The sequence below is a fragment of the Stenotrophomonas maltophilia group sp. msm1 genome (assembly GCF_032025805.1).
Lineage (GTDB): Bacteria > Pseudomonadota > Gammaproteobacteria > Xanthomonadales > Xanthomonadaceae > Stenotrophomonas > Stenotrophomonas hibiscicola.
The window spans coordinates 1,252,496-1,268,794 of sequence record NZ_JAVSKH010000001.1 but is presented as its reverse complement, the minus strand read 5'-3'; the positions used below and the strand labels follow the sequence as shown (position 1 = coordinate 1,268,794).

Here is a 16,299-nt window from a genome sequence, read left to right as displayed (position 1 = left end):
CGGTTGTCGGTTCACGGCCATTGTCGTCAAGCCGACACCGTGCTGGCAACGGGCGTCGGCCGTTTCGTTGGGGAAAATTCGCAATGGATATCGGCTACTTCCTGAAGCTGATGACCGAAAAGAACGCTTCGGACATGTTTTTGACCACCGGGGCACCGGTCTACATCAAGATCGAGGGGAAGCTCTATCCGCTGGGCAACACCGGCCTGCCGCCGGGCATGGTGAAGAAGATTGCCTACTCGCTGATGGACGAGGGCCAGGTGCCGCAGTTTGAGCGCGAACTCGAGCTCAACATGGCCATCGCCCTGCCCGACGCCGGGCGCTTCCGCGTCAACGTGTTCAAGCAGCGGGGCGAGGTCGGCATGGTCATCCGCGCCATCCGCAGCCGCATCCCGAGCATCGAGGAGCTGAACCTTCCGCAGGTGCTGAAGGACGTCATCATGACCCCGCGCGGGCTGGTGCTGGTGGTGGGGTCCACCGGCTCCGGCAAGTCCACCTCGCTGGCGTCGATGATCGACCACCGCAACAGCACCACCACCGGTCACATCCTCACCATCGAGGACCCGATCGAGTACCTGCACAAGCACAAGATGTCGATCGTCAACCAGCGCGAGGTCGGCCTGGATACCCATGCCTTCCACAACGCGCTGAAGAACGCGATGCGTGAAGCGCCGGACGTGATCCTGATCGGCGAGATCCTGGATGCGGAAACGATGGAGGCGGCGATCGCCTTCGCCGAGACCGGCCACCTGTGCCTGGCGACCCTGCATTCCAACAACGCCGACCAGACCATCGAGCGCATCCTCAACTTCTTCCCGGAAAGCGCGCACAAGAACGTGCTGATGAACCTGGCGCTGAACCTGCGCGCGGTGATCAGCCAGCGCCTGGTGAAGAACAAGGAGGGCCGACGCCTGCCGGCCACCGAGGTGCTGATCAACACGCCGATGATCCGCGACCTGCTGCGCCGCGGCCAGGTGCACGAAATCAAGGCGGCGATGGAAGCCTCGCTGGAGGAAGGCATGGAGAGCTTCGACCAGTGCCTGTTCCGGCTGGCCAAGGCTGGCACCATCGAGCAGGAGGAGGCCCTGCGCGCGGCCGACTCGCGCGATGGCCTGGCCCTGAAGTTCCGCCTGTCCGAAGGCAGCAGCGGCGAACACGACCCGTACGCCGATTTCTCGGCAGGCGCACCCAGCATCACCCACGGCTTCTGACCGCACGAAAAAGGGACGGAGGGGGATCAAGTCGTTTGTACACGTGCGACTTGATGCCCTCCGTCCCGTTTCCTGAAGAATTCAGGGGCGGTCTCATCCAATGAGACCGCTCATCCGTAGGTTTCCTCGATGGAAACCATCCGCAAGCTGGCCATTCTGGCCGATGCCGCCAAATACGATGCCTCCTGCGCCTCCAGCGGCTCGGGCAAGCGCGATTCGCGCGCCAGCGGCGGTATCGGCAGCACCGAGGGCATGGGCATCTGCCACAGCTATACACCGGATGGCCGCTGCGTTTCGCTGCTGAAGATCCTGCTGACCAATTTCTGCATCTACGACTGCGCCTACTGCGTGAACCGGGTCTCCAGCAACGTGCCGCGTGCACGTTTCAGCGTAGACGAGGTGGTCACGCTCACCCTGGACTTCTACAAGCGCAACTATATCGAGGGCCTGTTCCTCTCCAGCGGCATCATCCGCAATGCGGACTACACCATGGAGCAGATGGTGGAGGTGGCCCGGCAACTGCGCGAAGAACACCGCTACGCCGGCTACATCCACCTCAAGACCATTCCCGAGGCCTCGCCGGAACTGCTGGCCAGTGCCGGGCGCTATGCCGACCGCCTGTCCATCAACGTGGAACTGCCGACCGAAGCCGGCCTGAGCGCCTTGGCGCCGGAGAAGACGGTTCATTCCATCCGTGGCGCGATGGGCGAACTGCGTTGGCGCATCGAGGAAGCCAAGGAGGCGCGCAAGGCCCCCGCAGCGGTGGCGCCGACGGCCAGCCGCAGCGCACGCCCGCGCCCTCCCCGTTTCGCCCCGGCCGGGCAGAGCACGCAGATGATCGTCGGCGCGGACGGGGCCAACGACCAGCAGATCCTGGCCAGCGCCGACAGCCTGTACGGCAGTTACCGGATGCGCCGGGTCTACTACTCCGCGTTCAGCCCGATTCCGGACGCCAGCCGGCAGCTGCCACTGCAGCCGCCACCGCTGCAGCGCGAACATCGCCTTTACCAGGCTGACTGGCTGCTGCGCTTCTACGGCTACGGCGTGGATGAGATTACCGATACCACCCAGGACGGCATGCTCGACCTGGATATCGACCCGAAGATGGCCTGGGCGATCCGCCACCCCGAGCGCTTTCCGGTCGATCTGAACCGGGCACCGAAGGAAATGCTGCTGCGCGTGCCCGGCCTCGGCGTGCGCAACGTCAAGCGCGTGCTGATGGCGCGCCGTCACGGGCGGCTGCGCGTGGCCGACATCGCGCGCCTGAAAGCACCGATGAGCAAGCTGCTGCCGTTCGTGCTGCTGGCCGACCATCACCCGCGCAAAGCACTGGATGATCCGGCGGCGCTGCGCGCGCAGCTGGCCCCGCCGCCGCGCCAGGGTTCGCTGTTCGATGCCCCGTCCGCGGCCTGACGCGCAGCGCTGGTCGCTGCGAGTGGATCCGCCATGGTCGCTGGACGCCTGGCGCAGCGGTGCGCGCGAAGCCCTGCTGCGCGGCGTCGCGCCGGAGCAGCTGGACTGGCTCGAGGGTAGCGACGCATCACTGCTGGACGCGCCAGCGGTCACCTCGGCGCCCGCACAGGCCGATGCTGGCGCACCGACGGTACCGCGCGACTTCCTGGAGCTGGCGGCCACCTGCCTGTGCCATCGCGACGGACAGCGCATGGCCCTCCTGTACCGGTTGCTGTGGCGCATCACCCATGACGAACGCTCGGTGCTGTCAAACCCCGCCGATGCCGACGTACTGCGGGCGTTGGCCATGGCACAGGCGGTCCGCCGTGACACGCACAAGATGAAGGCATTCGTGCGCTTCCGCGAGGTGCCTGGCCAGCCTGATGCGTTCATCGCCTGGTTCGAGCCACAGCACCACATCGTCGACCGGGTCGCGCCCTTCTTCGCGCGCCGCTTCACCGGCATGCGCTGGGCCATCCTCACGCCTTCGCGCAGCGTCGCCTGGGATGGGCAGGCGCTTGCCTTCGGCCCCGGTGCACGGCGCGAAGATGCCCCGGCCGAGGATGCACGCGAGTCGCTGTGGCAGACCTACTACGCCAGCATCTTCAATCCGGCCCGGCTCAACACGCGGATGATGATGCAGGAAATGCCGGCCAAGTACTGGCGCCATCTGCCTGAAGCACAGTTGCTGCCACGCCTGGTGCGCGATGCGGCCGACCGCGTGCAGGAGATGCATGACCGGCCGGCGCAGGCGCCGCAACGCAGGATTCGCCCACGTGCGAACGCTGCGGCGCCGGCAACCGATGCCAGCAGTCTGGACAATCTGCGCGGACAGGCCAGCGCCTGCCGCCAGTGCCCGTTGTGGGAGCAGGCCACGCAGACCGTGTTCGGCCAGGGGCCGGCAGGGGCCGAGGTGATGCTGGTCGGAGAACAACCCGGCGACACCGAGGATCTGCGCGGGCAGCCGTTCGCAGGACCCGCCGGCCAGGTGCTGGACCGCGCACTGGCGGAGCTGGGAATCGATCGCGCCCAGCTGTACCTCACCAACGCGGTGAAGCACTTCCACCATGAGCGGAGCGGCAAGGTGCGGCTGCACAAGCGACCGGAAAGCCGCCACATCCAGGCCTGCCGCCCCTGGCTGATGGGCGAGATCGCGCGTGTGCGGCCCCAGGTGATCGTATGCCTGGGCGCGACAGCGGCAGCCTCGGTATTCGGTCGTGACTTCGACCTCTCACGCGACCGCGGACGCTGGCACACCCTCGAAGATGGCACGCGCGGCTACGCCACGGTGCACCCGGCGTGGGTGTTGCGGCAGACCGACGATGCACGCCGCGAGGCCGGCTATCGGCTGTTCCGGGAAGACCTTCGGCAGATGTTGCGAGGGGATGGGGCATCCGCCGGGCATGGCCCGGCGCTACCACGGACCGGGGACCGGTAGCGCCGGGCCGCGCCCGGCGAGCGAAGCGGCCCGTCAGGCGGCGTCGAGCTGGTTTTCCGGGCGCGCGCGATCAAAGGCATCCAGCGCCTGGCAGGCCGCTTCAATCCGGCGCAACGTTGGATACGGCGCCAGGTCCAGACCGAAGCGGTGCGCGTTGTAGAGCTGCGGCAGCAGGCAGATATCGGCCAGGCCGGGACGGTCGCCGTGGCAGAAGGTGCCGGTGTCGCGGCTGTTGGCCAACAGCGTTTCCATCGCCGCAAAGCCCTCGGCGATCCAGTGCAGCGTCCACTGCGTGCGTGCGTCGGTGGGCACCTGCAGCGTGCGCTCCAGGTACTGCATCACCCGCAGGTTGTTGATCGGGTGGATGTCGCAGGCCACCAACTGGGCCAGCGCCCGCACCCGCGCACGGCCGGCGGCGTCGGCCGGCAGCAGCGGTACCTGCGGAAAGCGCTCGTCCAGGTATTCGAGGATCGCCAGCGACTGGGTCAGCACATGCCCCTCATGCAGCAGCGTCGGCACCTGCTGCTGCGGATTGAGCGCGCGATAGGCATCCCGGTGCTGCTCGCCACCGTCGCGCACCAGATGCACCGGCCGCGCCTCCCAGGCCAGGCCCTTCAGCTCCAGGCCGATGCGCACGCGGTAGGCGGCGCTGGATCGCCAGTAGGTGTACAGCACGATGCCGTCGTCGACCGGAATGTCCATGGCCGCCTCCATGCTCAGGGCTTGGCCGCCTGTTCGATGCGCTGCTCGATCGCACCGAAGATGCTGTTGCCGGCAGCATCAAGCATCTCGATGCGGACCACGTCGCCGAAGGACATGAACGGCGTGCTCGGCTTGCCGTCGCGCAGGGTTTCCACCACGCGCTGCTCGGCAAAGCACGAGGCGCCCTTGCTGGTGTCTTCGTTGGCGATGGTGCCCGAACCGACAATGGTGCCGGCACCCAGCGGACGGGTCTTGGCCGCATGCGCGACCAGCTGGGCGAAGTTGAACTGCATGTCCACGCCCGCCTCCGGCGCACCGAACCACTGGCCGTTGATGTGGGTCAGCAGCGGCAGGTGCACCTTGCTGTCCTGCCACGCAGCACCCAGCTCATCGGGGGTGACGAACACCGGCGACAGCGCCGAACGCGGCTTGGACTGCAGGAAGCCGAAGCCCTTGGCCAGCTCGCCCGGGATCAGGTTGCGCAGCGAGACATCGTTGACCAGGCCGACCAGCTGGATGTGGCTGGCGGCCTGTTCCGGGGTGGCTGCCATCGGCACGTCGTCGGTGATCACCACGATCTCCGCTTCCAGGTCGATGCCGTAGTCCTCGCTGACCACCTTGACCGCATCGCGCGGGCCGTAGAAGCCCGCACTGGTGGCCTGGTACATCAGCGGGTCGGTGTAGAAGCTCTCGGGCACCTCGGCACCGCGGGCGCGGCGCACGCGCTCGACGTGCGGCAGGTAGGCGCTGCCATCGACGAACTCATAGGCACGCGGCATCGGTGCGGCCAGCGCCTGCGGATCGAGGTCGAACACGCCATCGGCGTCGCCAGCGTTGAGCGATTCGTACAGGGCGTTCAGGCGCGGCGCGATGTGGCTCCAGTCCTCCAGGGCCTGCTGCAGGGTGGCGGCAATGCCGGTGGCGCGGACGCCGTGGCGCAGGTCACGCGAGACGACGATAAGGGTGCCGTCGCGGCCGCCTTCCTTCAAGGAACCAAGCTTCATGGTGGGTGTCCGGAGTCGTGGGCAAACAAGTTTCAAGTGTAATCAAATCTGCGACGACGCCAAGCTGCAGCGCGGCATCGGCCCACCCTACCGTAGTGGGGGGTCGGCAGGGCTTGCAGCCCTGCACCTGCGTCAAGCCAGGGCAACGTCAAATGCCAAAGCGGCTCTGGTTTCCTGTGAGTTGGGTGGGGCGGTGTGGGTCCGGTTGCAGGGGCGTGAGCCGCATGGATGCGGCGACCGAGCTTACATGGACGTACTTGCAGCGTCCCCTGCCACCGGACCCACCCCGCCTACCCGCAGGCACCCGGCTTCTGACGTTGCTCTGGCCTTGGCTCGGGCCCCTGCGGGTACAGGGCGCAGCCCTGCAGCGAGCCCCTTACCTGAACAGGCCTTTTTGCGCGAGGTCTCAGCCATCGGTTAGACTAGGCAGGTCTGCAGCGGCCGTCCGTTTCCCTCCGGGATCGCCGGCGACCAGGGTCCGCCCTCTTCGCCCGCCCCCACTCCGACGCCGTTCGTCACGCATTCCAGCCGGCGCTTCGTGCCGGCTGCACCCAACTTCTCGCAGCGCGGTTCACGGGAACGCTCCGAGTCAGCCGATCACTTTGATCTGCCCCCGTCTGCCCGTTCGGACAGGCGTTTCTTGTACCTGGAGCAATCTCAATGTCTTTTGAATCGCTGGGCCTGGCGCCCTTCCTGCTGCGTGCGCTTGCCGAGCAGGGCTACGAAAACCCGACCCCGATCCAGCAGCAGGCGATCCCGCTGGCGCTGGCCGGTCGCGACCTGCTGGCCGGCGCACAGACCGGTACCGGCAAAACTGCCGCGTTCGGCCTGCCGTTGCTGCAGCACCTGGGCACCGCCTCGCAGGAAGTGCGTGCCGGCCCGCGCAAGCCGCGTGCGCTGATCCTGGCCCCGACCCGCGAACTGGCCACCCAGGTGCATGACAGCCTGCGCGGCTACAGCAAGTACCTGCGTATCCCCAGCGCCTGCATCTACGGCGGTGTCGGCATGGGCAACCAGCTGGACATCCTGCGCCGTGGCGTGGACCTGCTGGTGGCCTGCCCGGGCCGCCTGATCGACCACCTGGAGCGTCGCAGCGTCGACCTGTCCGGCATTGAACTGCTGGTGCTGGACGAAGCCGACCGCATGCTCGACATGGGCTTCCTGCCGTCGATCAAGCGCATCCTGGCCAAGCTGCCGAAGCAGAACCGCCAGACCCTGCTGTTCTCGGCCACCTTCGAGGACAACATCCGCCAGTTGGCGCTGGAGTTCATGCGCAACCCGGAACAGATCCAGGTGACGCCGAAGAACACCGTGGCCGAAACCATCACCCACCGCGTGCACCCGGTCGATGCCGGCCGCAAGCGCGACCTGCTGCTGCACCTGCTGGCGCAGGACAGCCGCGAGCAGACCCTGGTGTTCGCCCGTACCAAGCACGGCAGCGACAAGCTGGCCACGTTCCTGGAAAAGTCGGGCATCAAGACTGCGGCGATCCATGGCAACAAGAGCCAGGGCCAGCGCCTGCGTGCGCTGGGCGACTTCAAGGCCGGCCGCGTGACGGTGCTGGTGGCCACCGACATCGCTGCGCGCGGCATCGACATCAACGAGCTGCCGAAGGTGATCAACTTCGACCTGCCGATGGTGGCCGAGGACTACGTGCACCGCATCGGTCGTACCGGCCGCAACGGCGCGACCGGCCAGGCGATTTCGCTGGTGGCGCAGGATGAAGTGAAGCTACTGCGCGCGATCGTGCGCCTGCTGGGCCGCGACATGGACATCCGCGATGTACCGGGCTTCGAACTGCAGGTTCCGATCCGCTGGGGCAACAGTGCGCCGGGCAAGGCCGAGCACGATACCGGTGAGCGCGCACCGCGCAAGAGCCACGCGCGCCGTCCGCACGGTGATGCGCCGCGCCATGCGCATGCCGGCCCGAAGAAGGCCGGCGGTGGCCGCCGCGAAGGCGGAGGAAATGGCCAGCAGCGTGCAGGTGCCGGCCAGGGCCAGCGCCGTGGCGGTGGTGGCAATGGTGGCGGCCGTGGTCGTGGCCAGGGTGGCGGCGGTGGTCGCGCTGGCTGATCCCAGCTGACATGGAGGGTGCTTCCCGCTGCGCGGGGGGCTATCGAAGGACGGCGCTGACGCGCCGTCCTTTTTTGTTGCTGGCTACCGTGAGTAGAAGCCGGCGGTGTGCTGCGCTGAGGGCGGATGGGCGTGGGGCCAGCGCAAAACACGCCGTAAACCCATCCATGAAGTGACCCCCGGGAGTTGGACGCCAGATCCAACCCCGAGGGATACATGAACAGATACGACGCTCGTTTCAAACTGCAGGTCGCCAAAGAGGCCTGCAAGACCTCCACATCAGTCAAAGCCGTTGCTCGTCGCCACAGCCTGGAGGCCTCCACGGTCAGGCGCTGGGTGGCGACCTATCGGCTGCATGGTTGGCGCGGATTTCATCGCCAGGCCCGGTTCTATGACCTCCCGTTCAAGTTGGCTGTCCTGGAAAAAATGAGCCAGGACGGCATGTCCGGGCGGGAGGCCACCACCTACTTCCAGATCGGTGATGCCGGCGCGGTGGGGCGATGGCGGCGCCTGTATGCTCAAGGCGGTGCCCAAGCGTTGGCACCGCCTCCGCCGCTGCCCCGAAAGCCGATGAAAAAGACCCGTTCGTCCAAGCCACCTGAGGAAATGAGCCGCGATGAGCTGCTCAAGGAAGTCGCCTATCTGCGTGCGGAGACCGACTACCTAAAAAAACTCGATGCCTTGATCCGGGAAGAGCAGGCGGCGCAAGACGCAAAGCGCAAGCCATCCAAGGATTGAGGCAGGTTCATACGCTGTCGCTTCTGCTCGAAGCGGCGGAGCTGTCACGCAGTACGTTCTATTACCAGAACCATGTCCTGGCCCATCCGGATCAGGACGAGGCAGCCCTGTGCGAGCGCATCCGTGCAATCTACGATCAAAGCCAAGGGCGCTATGGCTATCGCACGGTGACGCTGGAATTGGCCAATCAGGGTCATCGGACCAATCACAAGCGGGTACAGCGCCTGATGGGGGAGATGGGCCTGAAATCACGGGTACGGGTGAAGCGCTACCGGTCCTTCAAGGGGGCCGCCAATGTTGTGGTTGGCAATGACCTCAATCGCCAATTCCACGCCGAGCGCCCCAACCAGAAGTGGGTGACCGACGTGACCGAGTTCAAGGTACAAGGCATGAAGCTGTATCTGTCGCCGATCATGGACCTCTACAACGGCGAAATCGTGGCTTATCAGATCAAGCGCCAGCCCGTGTTCGATCTGGTAGGTCAGATGCTGGAGGAGGCCATCAAGAAGCTTTCGCCGGATGAGCGACCGATGATCCACTCCGACCAGGGCTGGCAGTACCAGCATGAAAACTACCGGCACATACTGGAGAAGCACTCTTTGAAACAAAGCATGTCCCGGCGTGGCAACTGCCTGGACAATGCAGCGATGGAGAGCTTCTTTGGGACGCTGAAGTCGGAGTTCTTTTACCTGAACAGCTTTGACAGCATCGAGAGTCTGGAGGCGGGGCTGGTGGAATACATCCAGTACTACAACCAAGAGCGAATCAAATTGAAATTGAAGGGCCTGAGCCCGGTACAGTACCGGGAGCAGGCCCAACAGGCCCAATCGGCCGCCTGACCCCTGTCCAAGTCTCGGGGGTCACTTCACCATGGGGGCTCGGTCGGCGCATCCATGCGCCTCACGGTTTTGCGCTGGCCCCACGCCCATCCGCTTCAAGCATTGCCCGCGCCTTCTTCTCCCGCCGGGTAGCCGGGAGAAGAAAGATCAAATTCAAATTCAAATTCAAAGTCAAAAGCCGAAGCCGCAATTCCTAGCTTTGCCTTTGCTTTTGCTTTTGCCCTTGCTCCCGCCTTGGGGTCTGATGCGTCCGCGCCCGCAGGAAACTGTCATGGGAGGCAGGGGGCCTCAGCCAGGACCGTTGGCGCCAAGGATGGCGCCATCGAGCCCCCATGGATGGGTTCACGGCGTGTCCTGGCTGAGGCCCCCTGCCTCCCAAGCACAACAACGACTCGGCGCCAAACGCCTCAACCCCGCGCTTTACTCGGATTCACCAGATTCCCGAAGAAGATCGCGTTGATCAGCAGCCGATCCGTCCCGTGCCAGTACTTGCGGTGCGCCGGGTCATCGGCAAACAGCACCACGTTGCCCTGCCCCTGCGCCGACACCAGCAGCCACGCGCTGCCCGCCACCCGCGCACGGTTGCGCTCGGAAAGATAGCCATTCACCCGCGGCGGTGTGTCGATGCGTACCACCGTCGAGAACGGATTCGTGCTCGGCTGCAGCGTCACCGTGCTCTCCTTGTTGATCGCCAGTTGCCGGCGCGGCACGCCAAACGCCAGCGGATGACTGGTGTCCACATCGGCGCTCAGGATGTTGCCGCTGATCCGCTCGATCGCGGCGATGTCGCGCTGGTCACCGAATGCACGGCGGCTCTCGTCGGCAGTCTCTTCTTCCTTGCCGAGCTTCTCGCCGTCGGCCAACTTCTGCTCGATCGCCCACTTCGATGCACTGCCGTAGGTAACCAGCGAGCCACCCGCCTGCACCCAGCGCTTCAGCGCAGCCACCGCCGTGGTATCGACGCCGGTGTAGGTCCCCCCGGACAGCACGATCGTGGTGTAGCGGTCCAGGGACACTTTGCCCAGCTGCTGCGGGTCCAGCTTGCTGGCAGGCAAATACAACTGCTGGTCGAGCAGGAACCAAGCCGAGCCGATCTCGGTGGCGGCCACGCCCTCACCCATCACCAGCGCAACCGCGGGTTTGCGCAGCGCCTTGACGCCGTCACTGCCCAGATCGATGCCTTCGCGGCTGCGGCCACTGGACAGCGCGTGCACCTGCACACCTGCCTCGCGCGCGGCCGATGTCACTGCCTCAAGCAGCGCCGCGCCCTGCAGCGCTTGCCCGGCAACCGGAATCACCAGGCTGCCGGCGGCGAAGCTGACGTCGCCCTGCGCGGTCGCGGTGGTGAACGGCTGGAATGCTGCACGTGCGCTCACGCCTTTGCCCTGCAGCGCGGCCAGCGCGCGCCCGGCGTTGTAGTCGCGCCAGTCGATCGCGTAGGCGAACCCGGCCTGGCCACCCAGCACCGCGCCCTGCTGCGCCGGCAACGCAGTCACCCGTGCGCCGCCTTCGATACGGCTGCGGCTACCGGCAAAGGCCACGCCGTAGGCCGGTGCGATTGCATAGCTGGTGCTGCCGTAGAACACGTCGCCCTTGATCGGCGGCGTCTCGGCAAAGATCGAATGCACCAGGCGGAACTGCGCCTGCTGCACCTGCACCACGTAGGCGCTGCCGGCATCGAAGCGCTGCCCATCGACGGTGACTGCACGCTCCAGCGCACGTACCTCGATGCGATGCAGCAGCAACAGTTCCAGCAGGCGGCGGGTCAGTGCCGGATCGTGCGCGTCGCCGAACACGAAGCTCTTCACCGGCTGCTGTGCGGCCTGCTTCAGCGCGCTCTGGAAGAACTGCTTCTGCAGGTCGAACAGGCCACTACGCTCGGCCACTGCACCACGCACCGTGCCGAGGCCGGTAGCGACCTGGTTGCGAATGGTGAACGGGAAAGTCAGCAGGCCGTTCACCGACTCCTGCACGCGGCCACGCGAACTGGCCTGCTCGACGGTCACGCCGACGGCACCATGGAAGTCCGGATAGGTAGAGCCGTATACCGGCGAGAAGTTGTCGAAGTTCTCGCCGGTGTAGTACAGCGAGCCCAGCGCATCCAGTGCCTGCGTGTGGTACTTGGCCAGGGTCCTGTTGAATTCGTACGACGCCGCCGGAATCAGCGGGCTGTGCATGCTCTTCGGCGAGGGCTCGAAGTAATAGGTGCTGTCCTTGCCCATCTCATGAAAATCGATCTGCACGTTCGGGTACCACTGGTGGAACAGTTCCACCTTTGGCCGCGACTCCTGCTGGGTCAGCGCCAGCCAGTCGCGGTTGAGATCGGTGAAGTAGTGGTTGGTGCGGCCCTGCGGGAAGGGCTCCACGTGCTCCTTGTCGGCCGGGTCGGCCGAAGCCGGATCAGAAGCCCAGGCGTTGTGCCAGTTGGCGGCGCGATCGCGGCCGTCCGGGTTCTGCGCCGGGTCGAACAGCACCACCGCCTGCTGCAGCCACTGCTGGGTTTCCGCGCTGCGGTTGGCCACCAGGTAGTAGGCGGTCAGCATCGCCGCCTCGGCGCTGGAGGTCTCGTTGCCATGCACGCTGTAACCCAGCCACACCACCACCGGGCTGTCGCCCGCCGCACTGCGCGGCTGCGCCGGATCGACCAGGGTCGCGTGCTGCTGGCGGATCTGTTCCAACCGCGCGTGGTTGCCGGCAGCGGTTACCGTGGCGATCAGCAACGGGCGGCCCTCGTAACTGCGGCCGATCTCGCGCACGCTGATCTTGTCCGAGCGTTTCGCCAGTTCCTGGAAGTACGCCACCAGCTGGTCGTGCCGGGTGTAACGGCTGCCGATCGGGTAGCCGAGGAACTGCTCGGGTGTGGGAATGGACGTATCGAACGCGGCCGCGTCGACGGCCTGCGGGAAGAAGTACGCACTCTGTGCCTGCGCTGGCTGCGGGCAGGACAGTGCGGTGGCGGCGGCGATCAGCAACGGAAGAACGGCACGACGATGCAAGGACACGGTGACTCCCCAGGACACAACGGCAGACGGTCGCGCGGTCGGCTCCCTGAAGAAACCGGCCGCAGCGGATGGATCAGAAGCGGTAATCGAAGCCCAGCGTGAAGTAGCGGCCGCGCAGGTCGTACTGGCTGAAGTCGTATGGCGCGCGGATGCCCGGGAACGAAGCGTCGTACGGCGGCGTCTTGTCAGCCAGGTTCTGCACCTTGGCATACAGCGTCAGCTTGTCGATGCCGGTGTAGCCCAGGTACAGGTCGTACTGGCTATAGCTGCCGACGCGCTGCTGCACGGCCTTGGCTGCGGTGCTGGCTTCCTGGCGGTAGCTGCTGGTGTAGTACCAGGTTACTGCGGCATTGAAATCACCGTACTTCCAGTCCAGCGTGGTGGTGGCCTTGTCCTTGGGCAGGGTCGCGCCCAGGTTGCTGCCGGCGTAGTCCACCAGCGGGCCACCGACCACGGTCGGGCGACGGTAGTCGCGCACGTGGGTGTAGGCCGAGGACACGGTGAAGTCACCCAGCGCCGCGGTCGGGATGCGCTGGCGCAGTTCGACGTCGATACCCGAGGTCTTCAGCTCGCTCAGGTTCTGGTAGCGGTTGTAGACCGCCTGCAGCTTGCCGCGCTCATCGCGCTGCACCGCGCCAGCCACGTTGTCGTTGACCAGGGTCTGGGTATTGTTGGTGCCGACCAGGTTGTCCAGCTGGATGCGGTAATAGTCCACGCTCAGGTTGGTGTTGGCCCACGGTGACAGCACCACGCCGAAGTTCACGCTCTTGGTTCGCTCCGGCTTCAGTGCGTTGTTACCGACGGTGAAGAAGGTCGGGTTCTGGCGCGAGCCCGGCACGTCCGGATCACGCGGATCAACCACGCTGCCGTAGGCGATGCTGGTGCTGTTGGAGTTTTCCGACAGCGACGGTGCGCGGAAGCCCTTCGAAGCGGACGCACGCACCAGCAGGACATCCAGGGGCTGCCAGCGCAGGCCGATCTTCGGCGAGAACGCATCGCCGAAATCGTCGTAGTGGTCGGCGCGCGCGGCGGCGGACAGCTCCAGCGTCGAGGCCAGCGGCACGTTCACTTCGGCGTAGGCCGCACTGACCTGGCGCTTGCCGTGTACTTCGGCAATGGCCGGGCGCACCTGCAGGCCGGCATCGATCTGCCACGGGTTGTTGGAGTCGAGCTTTTCGCGGCGCCACTCGGCACCGGCCGCGAAGCCGATCTCACCCGCCCAGGTATGGCCCAGGCTGCCGGAAATCTTCGCATCGATACCCTGCAGCTTGGATTCGGCCGGACGCAGCGTGGCGATGTTGATCGAATCACGCACCGACTGCGGCGTGGCCGCCGGGTTGAGCAGGTTGTAGCTGCCGGTGGCCAGCGCATCGGCCAGCGCCCAGCGGTTGGCGAAGCCGCCGGACACGCTCTCGCGTTCGCTGCTGCGCGCACCGAATGCAGCCACTTCCCAGTCCCAGTTGGCGGTGGTGCCGCGCAGGCCGAACACGCCGCGATAGGCCGTGGATCGGTTGGTCTTGATGGTGCCACCAAGGTCGAAGAACGTGTACTCGATCGGGATCGCACGGCCGTACGGGTTGTACGGATTGTTGGCCGGCAGCAGCGACGACACCGGCTCGGCCAGGCCGCTGTTGGCGTTCAACGCGAAGCGGCCGCTTTCCAGGGTGAAGAACGGGCTGCTGCCGAACCACGCGGCGCTCTTGATCTGGCTGTACAGCACTTCGCCGAAGGCCTCGACGTTGTCGTTCAGGCGGAAGGTGCCGTTGGCATAGGCCTGGTAACGCTTGGTCGAGGGGATCAGCGTGGTGAACGGCGCCTGGTTGAAGCCGCAGGTGTCACCGGACAGGCCATCAATCGGCGCGCTGGCAACGCGGGTGGTGCCGGCCGGGCAGTTGCCGTTGGCGTCGAGCATCGGTACCGACACGCCGTTGACCAGGTAGCGCGCACCCTTGGCCGACCAGCCGTTCCAGCGGCCACCCGGCTTGTCGGTGTAGATGCCGCTCCTGGTCAGGTTGCGTTCGTCCTGGTCCAGGCGCTCACGGTTGTACCCCTGCAGGCTGAAGAGGATGTTGTAGCCATCGGTGTCCAGATCACCGAGGCCACCGACGAACTTCAGGTTCTGCTCGTGCAGGCCGCCCTGGTCGGCACCGCCGAAGCTGCCGCCGATCTCGGCGCCTTCGAAGTTCTGCCGGGTGATGATGTTGACCACGCCGGCCACGGCGTCGGAGCCGTACACCGCCGAGGCGCCGTCCTTGAGCACCTCAATGCGCTCGACCGCGACCAGCGGCAGCGCATTGAGATCGACGAAGGTGTCGGACAGGCCACCGGCCGGGAAGCCGTAGTTGGCCAGCCGGCGGCCGTTGAGCAGCACCAGCGTGTTCTTCTGCGACAGGCCGCGCAGGCCGATGCCGGCCGAGCCGGACGCCCAGCCATTGTTGGTGGTTTCGTTGGCAGCGTTGCCGGTGTTGGCCGAGATCGAGCGCAGCACGTCGGCGACGGTGGCCTTGCCGGTCTGTTCCAACTGCTGGCGGCCGATCACCTGCACCGGGTTGGAGGCCTCGGTATCGGTGCGCTTGATGTTGGAACCGGTGATGCGCACGGCGGCCAGGGTGCTGGCTTCGCCACTGGCGTCGGCGGAGGTTTCGGCGGCGGCGGACAAAGGCGCGGCCAGAGCGACGGCCAGGGCCGCCACGAGCAGGGTGTGCTTGGGCATGACGATGTGGGGGAGGTGGAAAGGGCGACGTAGTTCCGCAGTAGTCCATGCCTGGCCGGGGTCCGGCCAATAACATCTCTTCATACGGATATAAGAGAAACTATCATCTCTTCATCCGGATGGAAGGAGTTACTTCACGAAAGTCCAACATCCGCTCAGGATGGCCGGCCACCTGCGGCGTACAATCGCGCCATGGAAATCTTCAAAGTCTTCATGCTCGAGGCGGCGCACCGCCTCCCCAACGTGCCGCCGGGTCACAAGTGCGCGCGCCTGCATGGCCACTCGTTCCGGGTGGAACTGAAGGTCGAGGGCGAGCCCGGCGCGCAGACCGGCTGGATCATGGACTTCGGCGACGTGAAGGCGGCTTTCCAGCCGATCTATGACCGCCTGGACCATCACTACCTCAACGACATCCCCGGCCTGGAGAACCCGACCAGCGAGAACCTGGCGGTGTGGATCTGGAACGAACTCAAGCCCAGCCTGCCGGCGCTGAGCGAGATCACCGTGCACGAAACCTGCACCTCCGGCTGTCGCTACCGCGGCCCGACGGCCTGATCAACCCATTGATCTGAAAGGCTTTTCAAAGGCGCCCTGAGCGCCTTTGTTATTTTTGTTGCATTGCCGCATCAACGGCGTATGCTGCAATGCATCAAGCCACTCCCTGATGCCCCCATGGCCGCCGCCTTCAGCGATCGCTTCAGTGATGCCACCCGCCAGTTCGCCGCCGCCGCAACGCGCGCAAACCGATTGGCGTTGGAGAACGCGGAAAGCATGTTCGGCGTGCAGTTGAAGGTGATGGAGCGCAACCTGACCGCGACCGGCGGCTGGCTGGGCGAACTGGCCCGCAGCGACGACGCGGCCGGGATGCTCAACAAGGGCGCACAGCTGTGGCAGGACAACCTGCAGCGGCTGGGCCAGGCCCAGCAGGACGTGGTCGGTCTCGGCCTGGTGGCCAGCAAGGCGTGGTCCGAACTGGTGCAGGGTTACAACGAATCAACGGCGGACGCGAGCAACCACTGACGCGACGCAACGCTCATTGCGTGGGTCCCTCCCCCCATGCAATCCGGACCCGGCAGATCCCTCCCTCTGCCGGGTCTTTTTTTGCCCGTTGTCTGGATTCAAGAGCG

Annotated in this window: 11 protein-coding genes; 7 read left to right on the top strand and 4 right to left on the bottom strand. The window is 65.8% G+C overall.

The window, feature by feature from the left end:
• The first annotated feature begins 83 nt into the window (after positions 1-83).
• From ROV95_RS05650 to ROV95_RS05640, 3 genes are all read left to right on the top strand, one after another.
• A complete protein-coding gene (locus ROV95_RS05650; protein WP_049416904.1) occupies positions 84-1,211 on the top strand; it encodes a PilT/PilU family type 4a pilus ATPase in 1,128 nt (375 codons plus the stop codon).
• Positions 1,212-1,340: 129 nt separating this feature from the next.
• Positions 1,341-2,624, top strand: a complete 1,284-nt coding sequence (locus ROV95_RS05645) for a putative DNA modification/repair radical SAM protein (protein WP_312543435.1) — start codon at positions 1,341-1,343, stop codon at positions 2,622-2,624.
• Positions 2,605-4,101, top strand: coding sequence for a UdgX family uracil-DNA binding protein (locus ROV95_RS05640; RefSeq protein ID WP_312543433.1), 1,497 nt, complete (start codon positions 2,605-2,607; stop codon positions 4,099-4,101). Before ROV95_RS05645 ends, ROV95_RS05640 begins: the two co-directional genes overlap by 20 nt.
• A gap of 33 nt (positions 4,102-4,134) precedes the next feature.
• On the opposite strand, the gene maiA is transcribed toward ROV95_RS05640, so the two are convergent.
• Positions 4,135-4,803, bottom strand: a complete 669-nt coding sequence (maiA, locus tag ROV95_RS05635) for a maleylacetoacetate isomerase (RefSeq protein ID WP_312543432.1) — start codon at positions 4,801-4,803, stop codon at positions 4,135-4,137.
• A gap of 14 nt (positions 4,804-4,817) precedes the next feature.
• On the bottom strand, positions 4,818-5,807 hold the full coding sequence (locus ROV95_RS05630) for a fumarylacetoacetate hydrolase family protein (RefSeq protein ID WP_005415155.1): 990 nt from the start codon (positions 5,805-5,807) through the stop codon (positions 4,818-4,820).
• Between the two features lie 660 nt (positions 5,808-6,467).
• Here ROV95_RS05630 and ROV95_RS05625 point away from each other — a divergent pair.
• Together ROV95_RS05625 and ROV95_RS05620 are read left to right on the top strand one after the other, a co-directional pair.
• Positions 6,468-7,880 carry a DEAD/DEAH box helicase gene (locus ROV95_RS05625; RefSeq protein ID WP_019660948.1) on the top strand — a complete coding sequence of 471 codons (1,413 nt, stop codon included), beginning with the start codon at positions 6,468-6,470 and terminating at the stop codon, positions 7,878-7,880.
• A gap of 216 nt (positions 7,881-8,096) precedes the next feature.
• Positions 8,097-9,457 (top strand): IS3 family transposase gene (locus tag ROV95_RS05620; RefSeq protein WP_312542110.1). Its coding sequence is split into 2 segments (ribosomal slippage): positions 8,097-8,564 and positions 8,567-9,457, totalling 1,359 coding nucleotides; the frame shifts between segments, so codons are not numbered across the junction.
• Positions 9,458-9,864: 407 nt separating this feature from the next.
• On the opposite strand, the gene ROV95_RS05615 is transcribed toward ROV95_RS05620, so the two are convergent.
• On the bottom strand, positions 9,865-12,459 hold the full coding sequence (locus ROV95_RS05615) for a M14 family metallopeptidase (RefSeq protein ID WP_312543429.1): 2,595 nt from the start codon (positions 12,457-12,459) through the stop codon (positions 9,865-9,867).
• A gap of 73 nt (positions 12,460-12,532) precedes the next feature.
• Positions 12,533-15,172 (bottom strand): TonB-dependent receptor, encoded by a 2,640-nt coding sequence (locus ROV95_RS05610; RefSeq protein WP_312543428.1) that lies wholly within the window; start codon positions 15,170-15,172, stop codon positions 12,533-12,535.
• Between the two features lie 192 nt (positions 15,173-15,364).
• Here ROV95_RS05610 and queD point away from each other — a divergent pair, with 192 nt between their 5' ends.
• Positions 15,365-15,727 carry a 6-carboxytetrahydropterin synthase QueD gene (queD, locus tag ROV95_RS05605; RefSeq protein ID WP_005407953.1) on the top strand — a complete coding sequence of 121 codons (363 nt, stop codon included), beginning with the start codon at positions 15,365-15,367 and terminating at the stop codon, positions 15,725-15,727.
• Positions 15,728-15,844: 117 nt separating this feature from the next.
• Positions 15,845-16,192, top strand: coding sequence for a phasin family protein (locus tag ROV95_RS05600; protein ID WP_019660945.1), 348 nt, complete (start codon positions 15,845-15,847; stop codon positions 16,190-16,192).
• Positions 16,193-16,299 lie beyond the last annotated feature (107 nt).

Bases quoted from the DNA above. Each gene is read 5' to 3' on its own strand.
- ROV95_RS05640 (WP_312543433.1), top strand. From the start codon at position 2,605: ATGCCCCGTCCGCGGCCTGACGCGCAGCGCTGGTCGCTGCGAGTGGAT.
- ROV95_RS05630 (WP_005415155.1), bottom strand. From the start codon at position 5,807: ATGAAGCTTGGTTCCTTGAAGGAAGGCGGCCGCGACGGCACCCTTATC.
- ROV95_RS05645 (WP_312543435.1), top strand. From the start codon at position 1,341: ATGGAAACCATCCGCAAGCTGGCCATTCTGGCCGATGCCGCCAAATAC.
- queD (WP_005407953.1), top strand. From the start codon at position 15,365: ATGGAAATCTTCAAAGTCTTCATGCTCGAGGCGGCGCACCGCCTCCCC.
- ROV95_RS05600 (WP_019660945.1), top strand. From the start codon at position 15,845: ATGGCCGCCGCCTTCAGCGATCGCTTCAGTGATGCCACCCGCCAGTTC.
- ROV95_RS05625 (WP_019660948.1), top strand. From the start codon at position 6,468: ATGTCTTTTGAATCGCTGGGCCTGGCGCCCTTCCTGCTGCGTGCGCTT.
- ROV95_RS05650 (WP_049416904.1), top strand. From the start codon at position 84: ATGGATATCGGCTACTTCCTGAAGCTGATGACCGAAAAGAACGCTTCG.
- ROV95_RS05610 (WP_312543428.1), bottom strand. From the start codon at position 15,172: ATGCCCAAGCACACCCTGCTCGTGGCGGCCCTGGCCGTCGCTCTGGCC.
- maiA (WP_312543432.1), bottom strand. From the start codon at position 4,803: ATGGACATTCCGGTCGACGACGGCATCGTGCTGTACACCTACTGGCGA.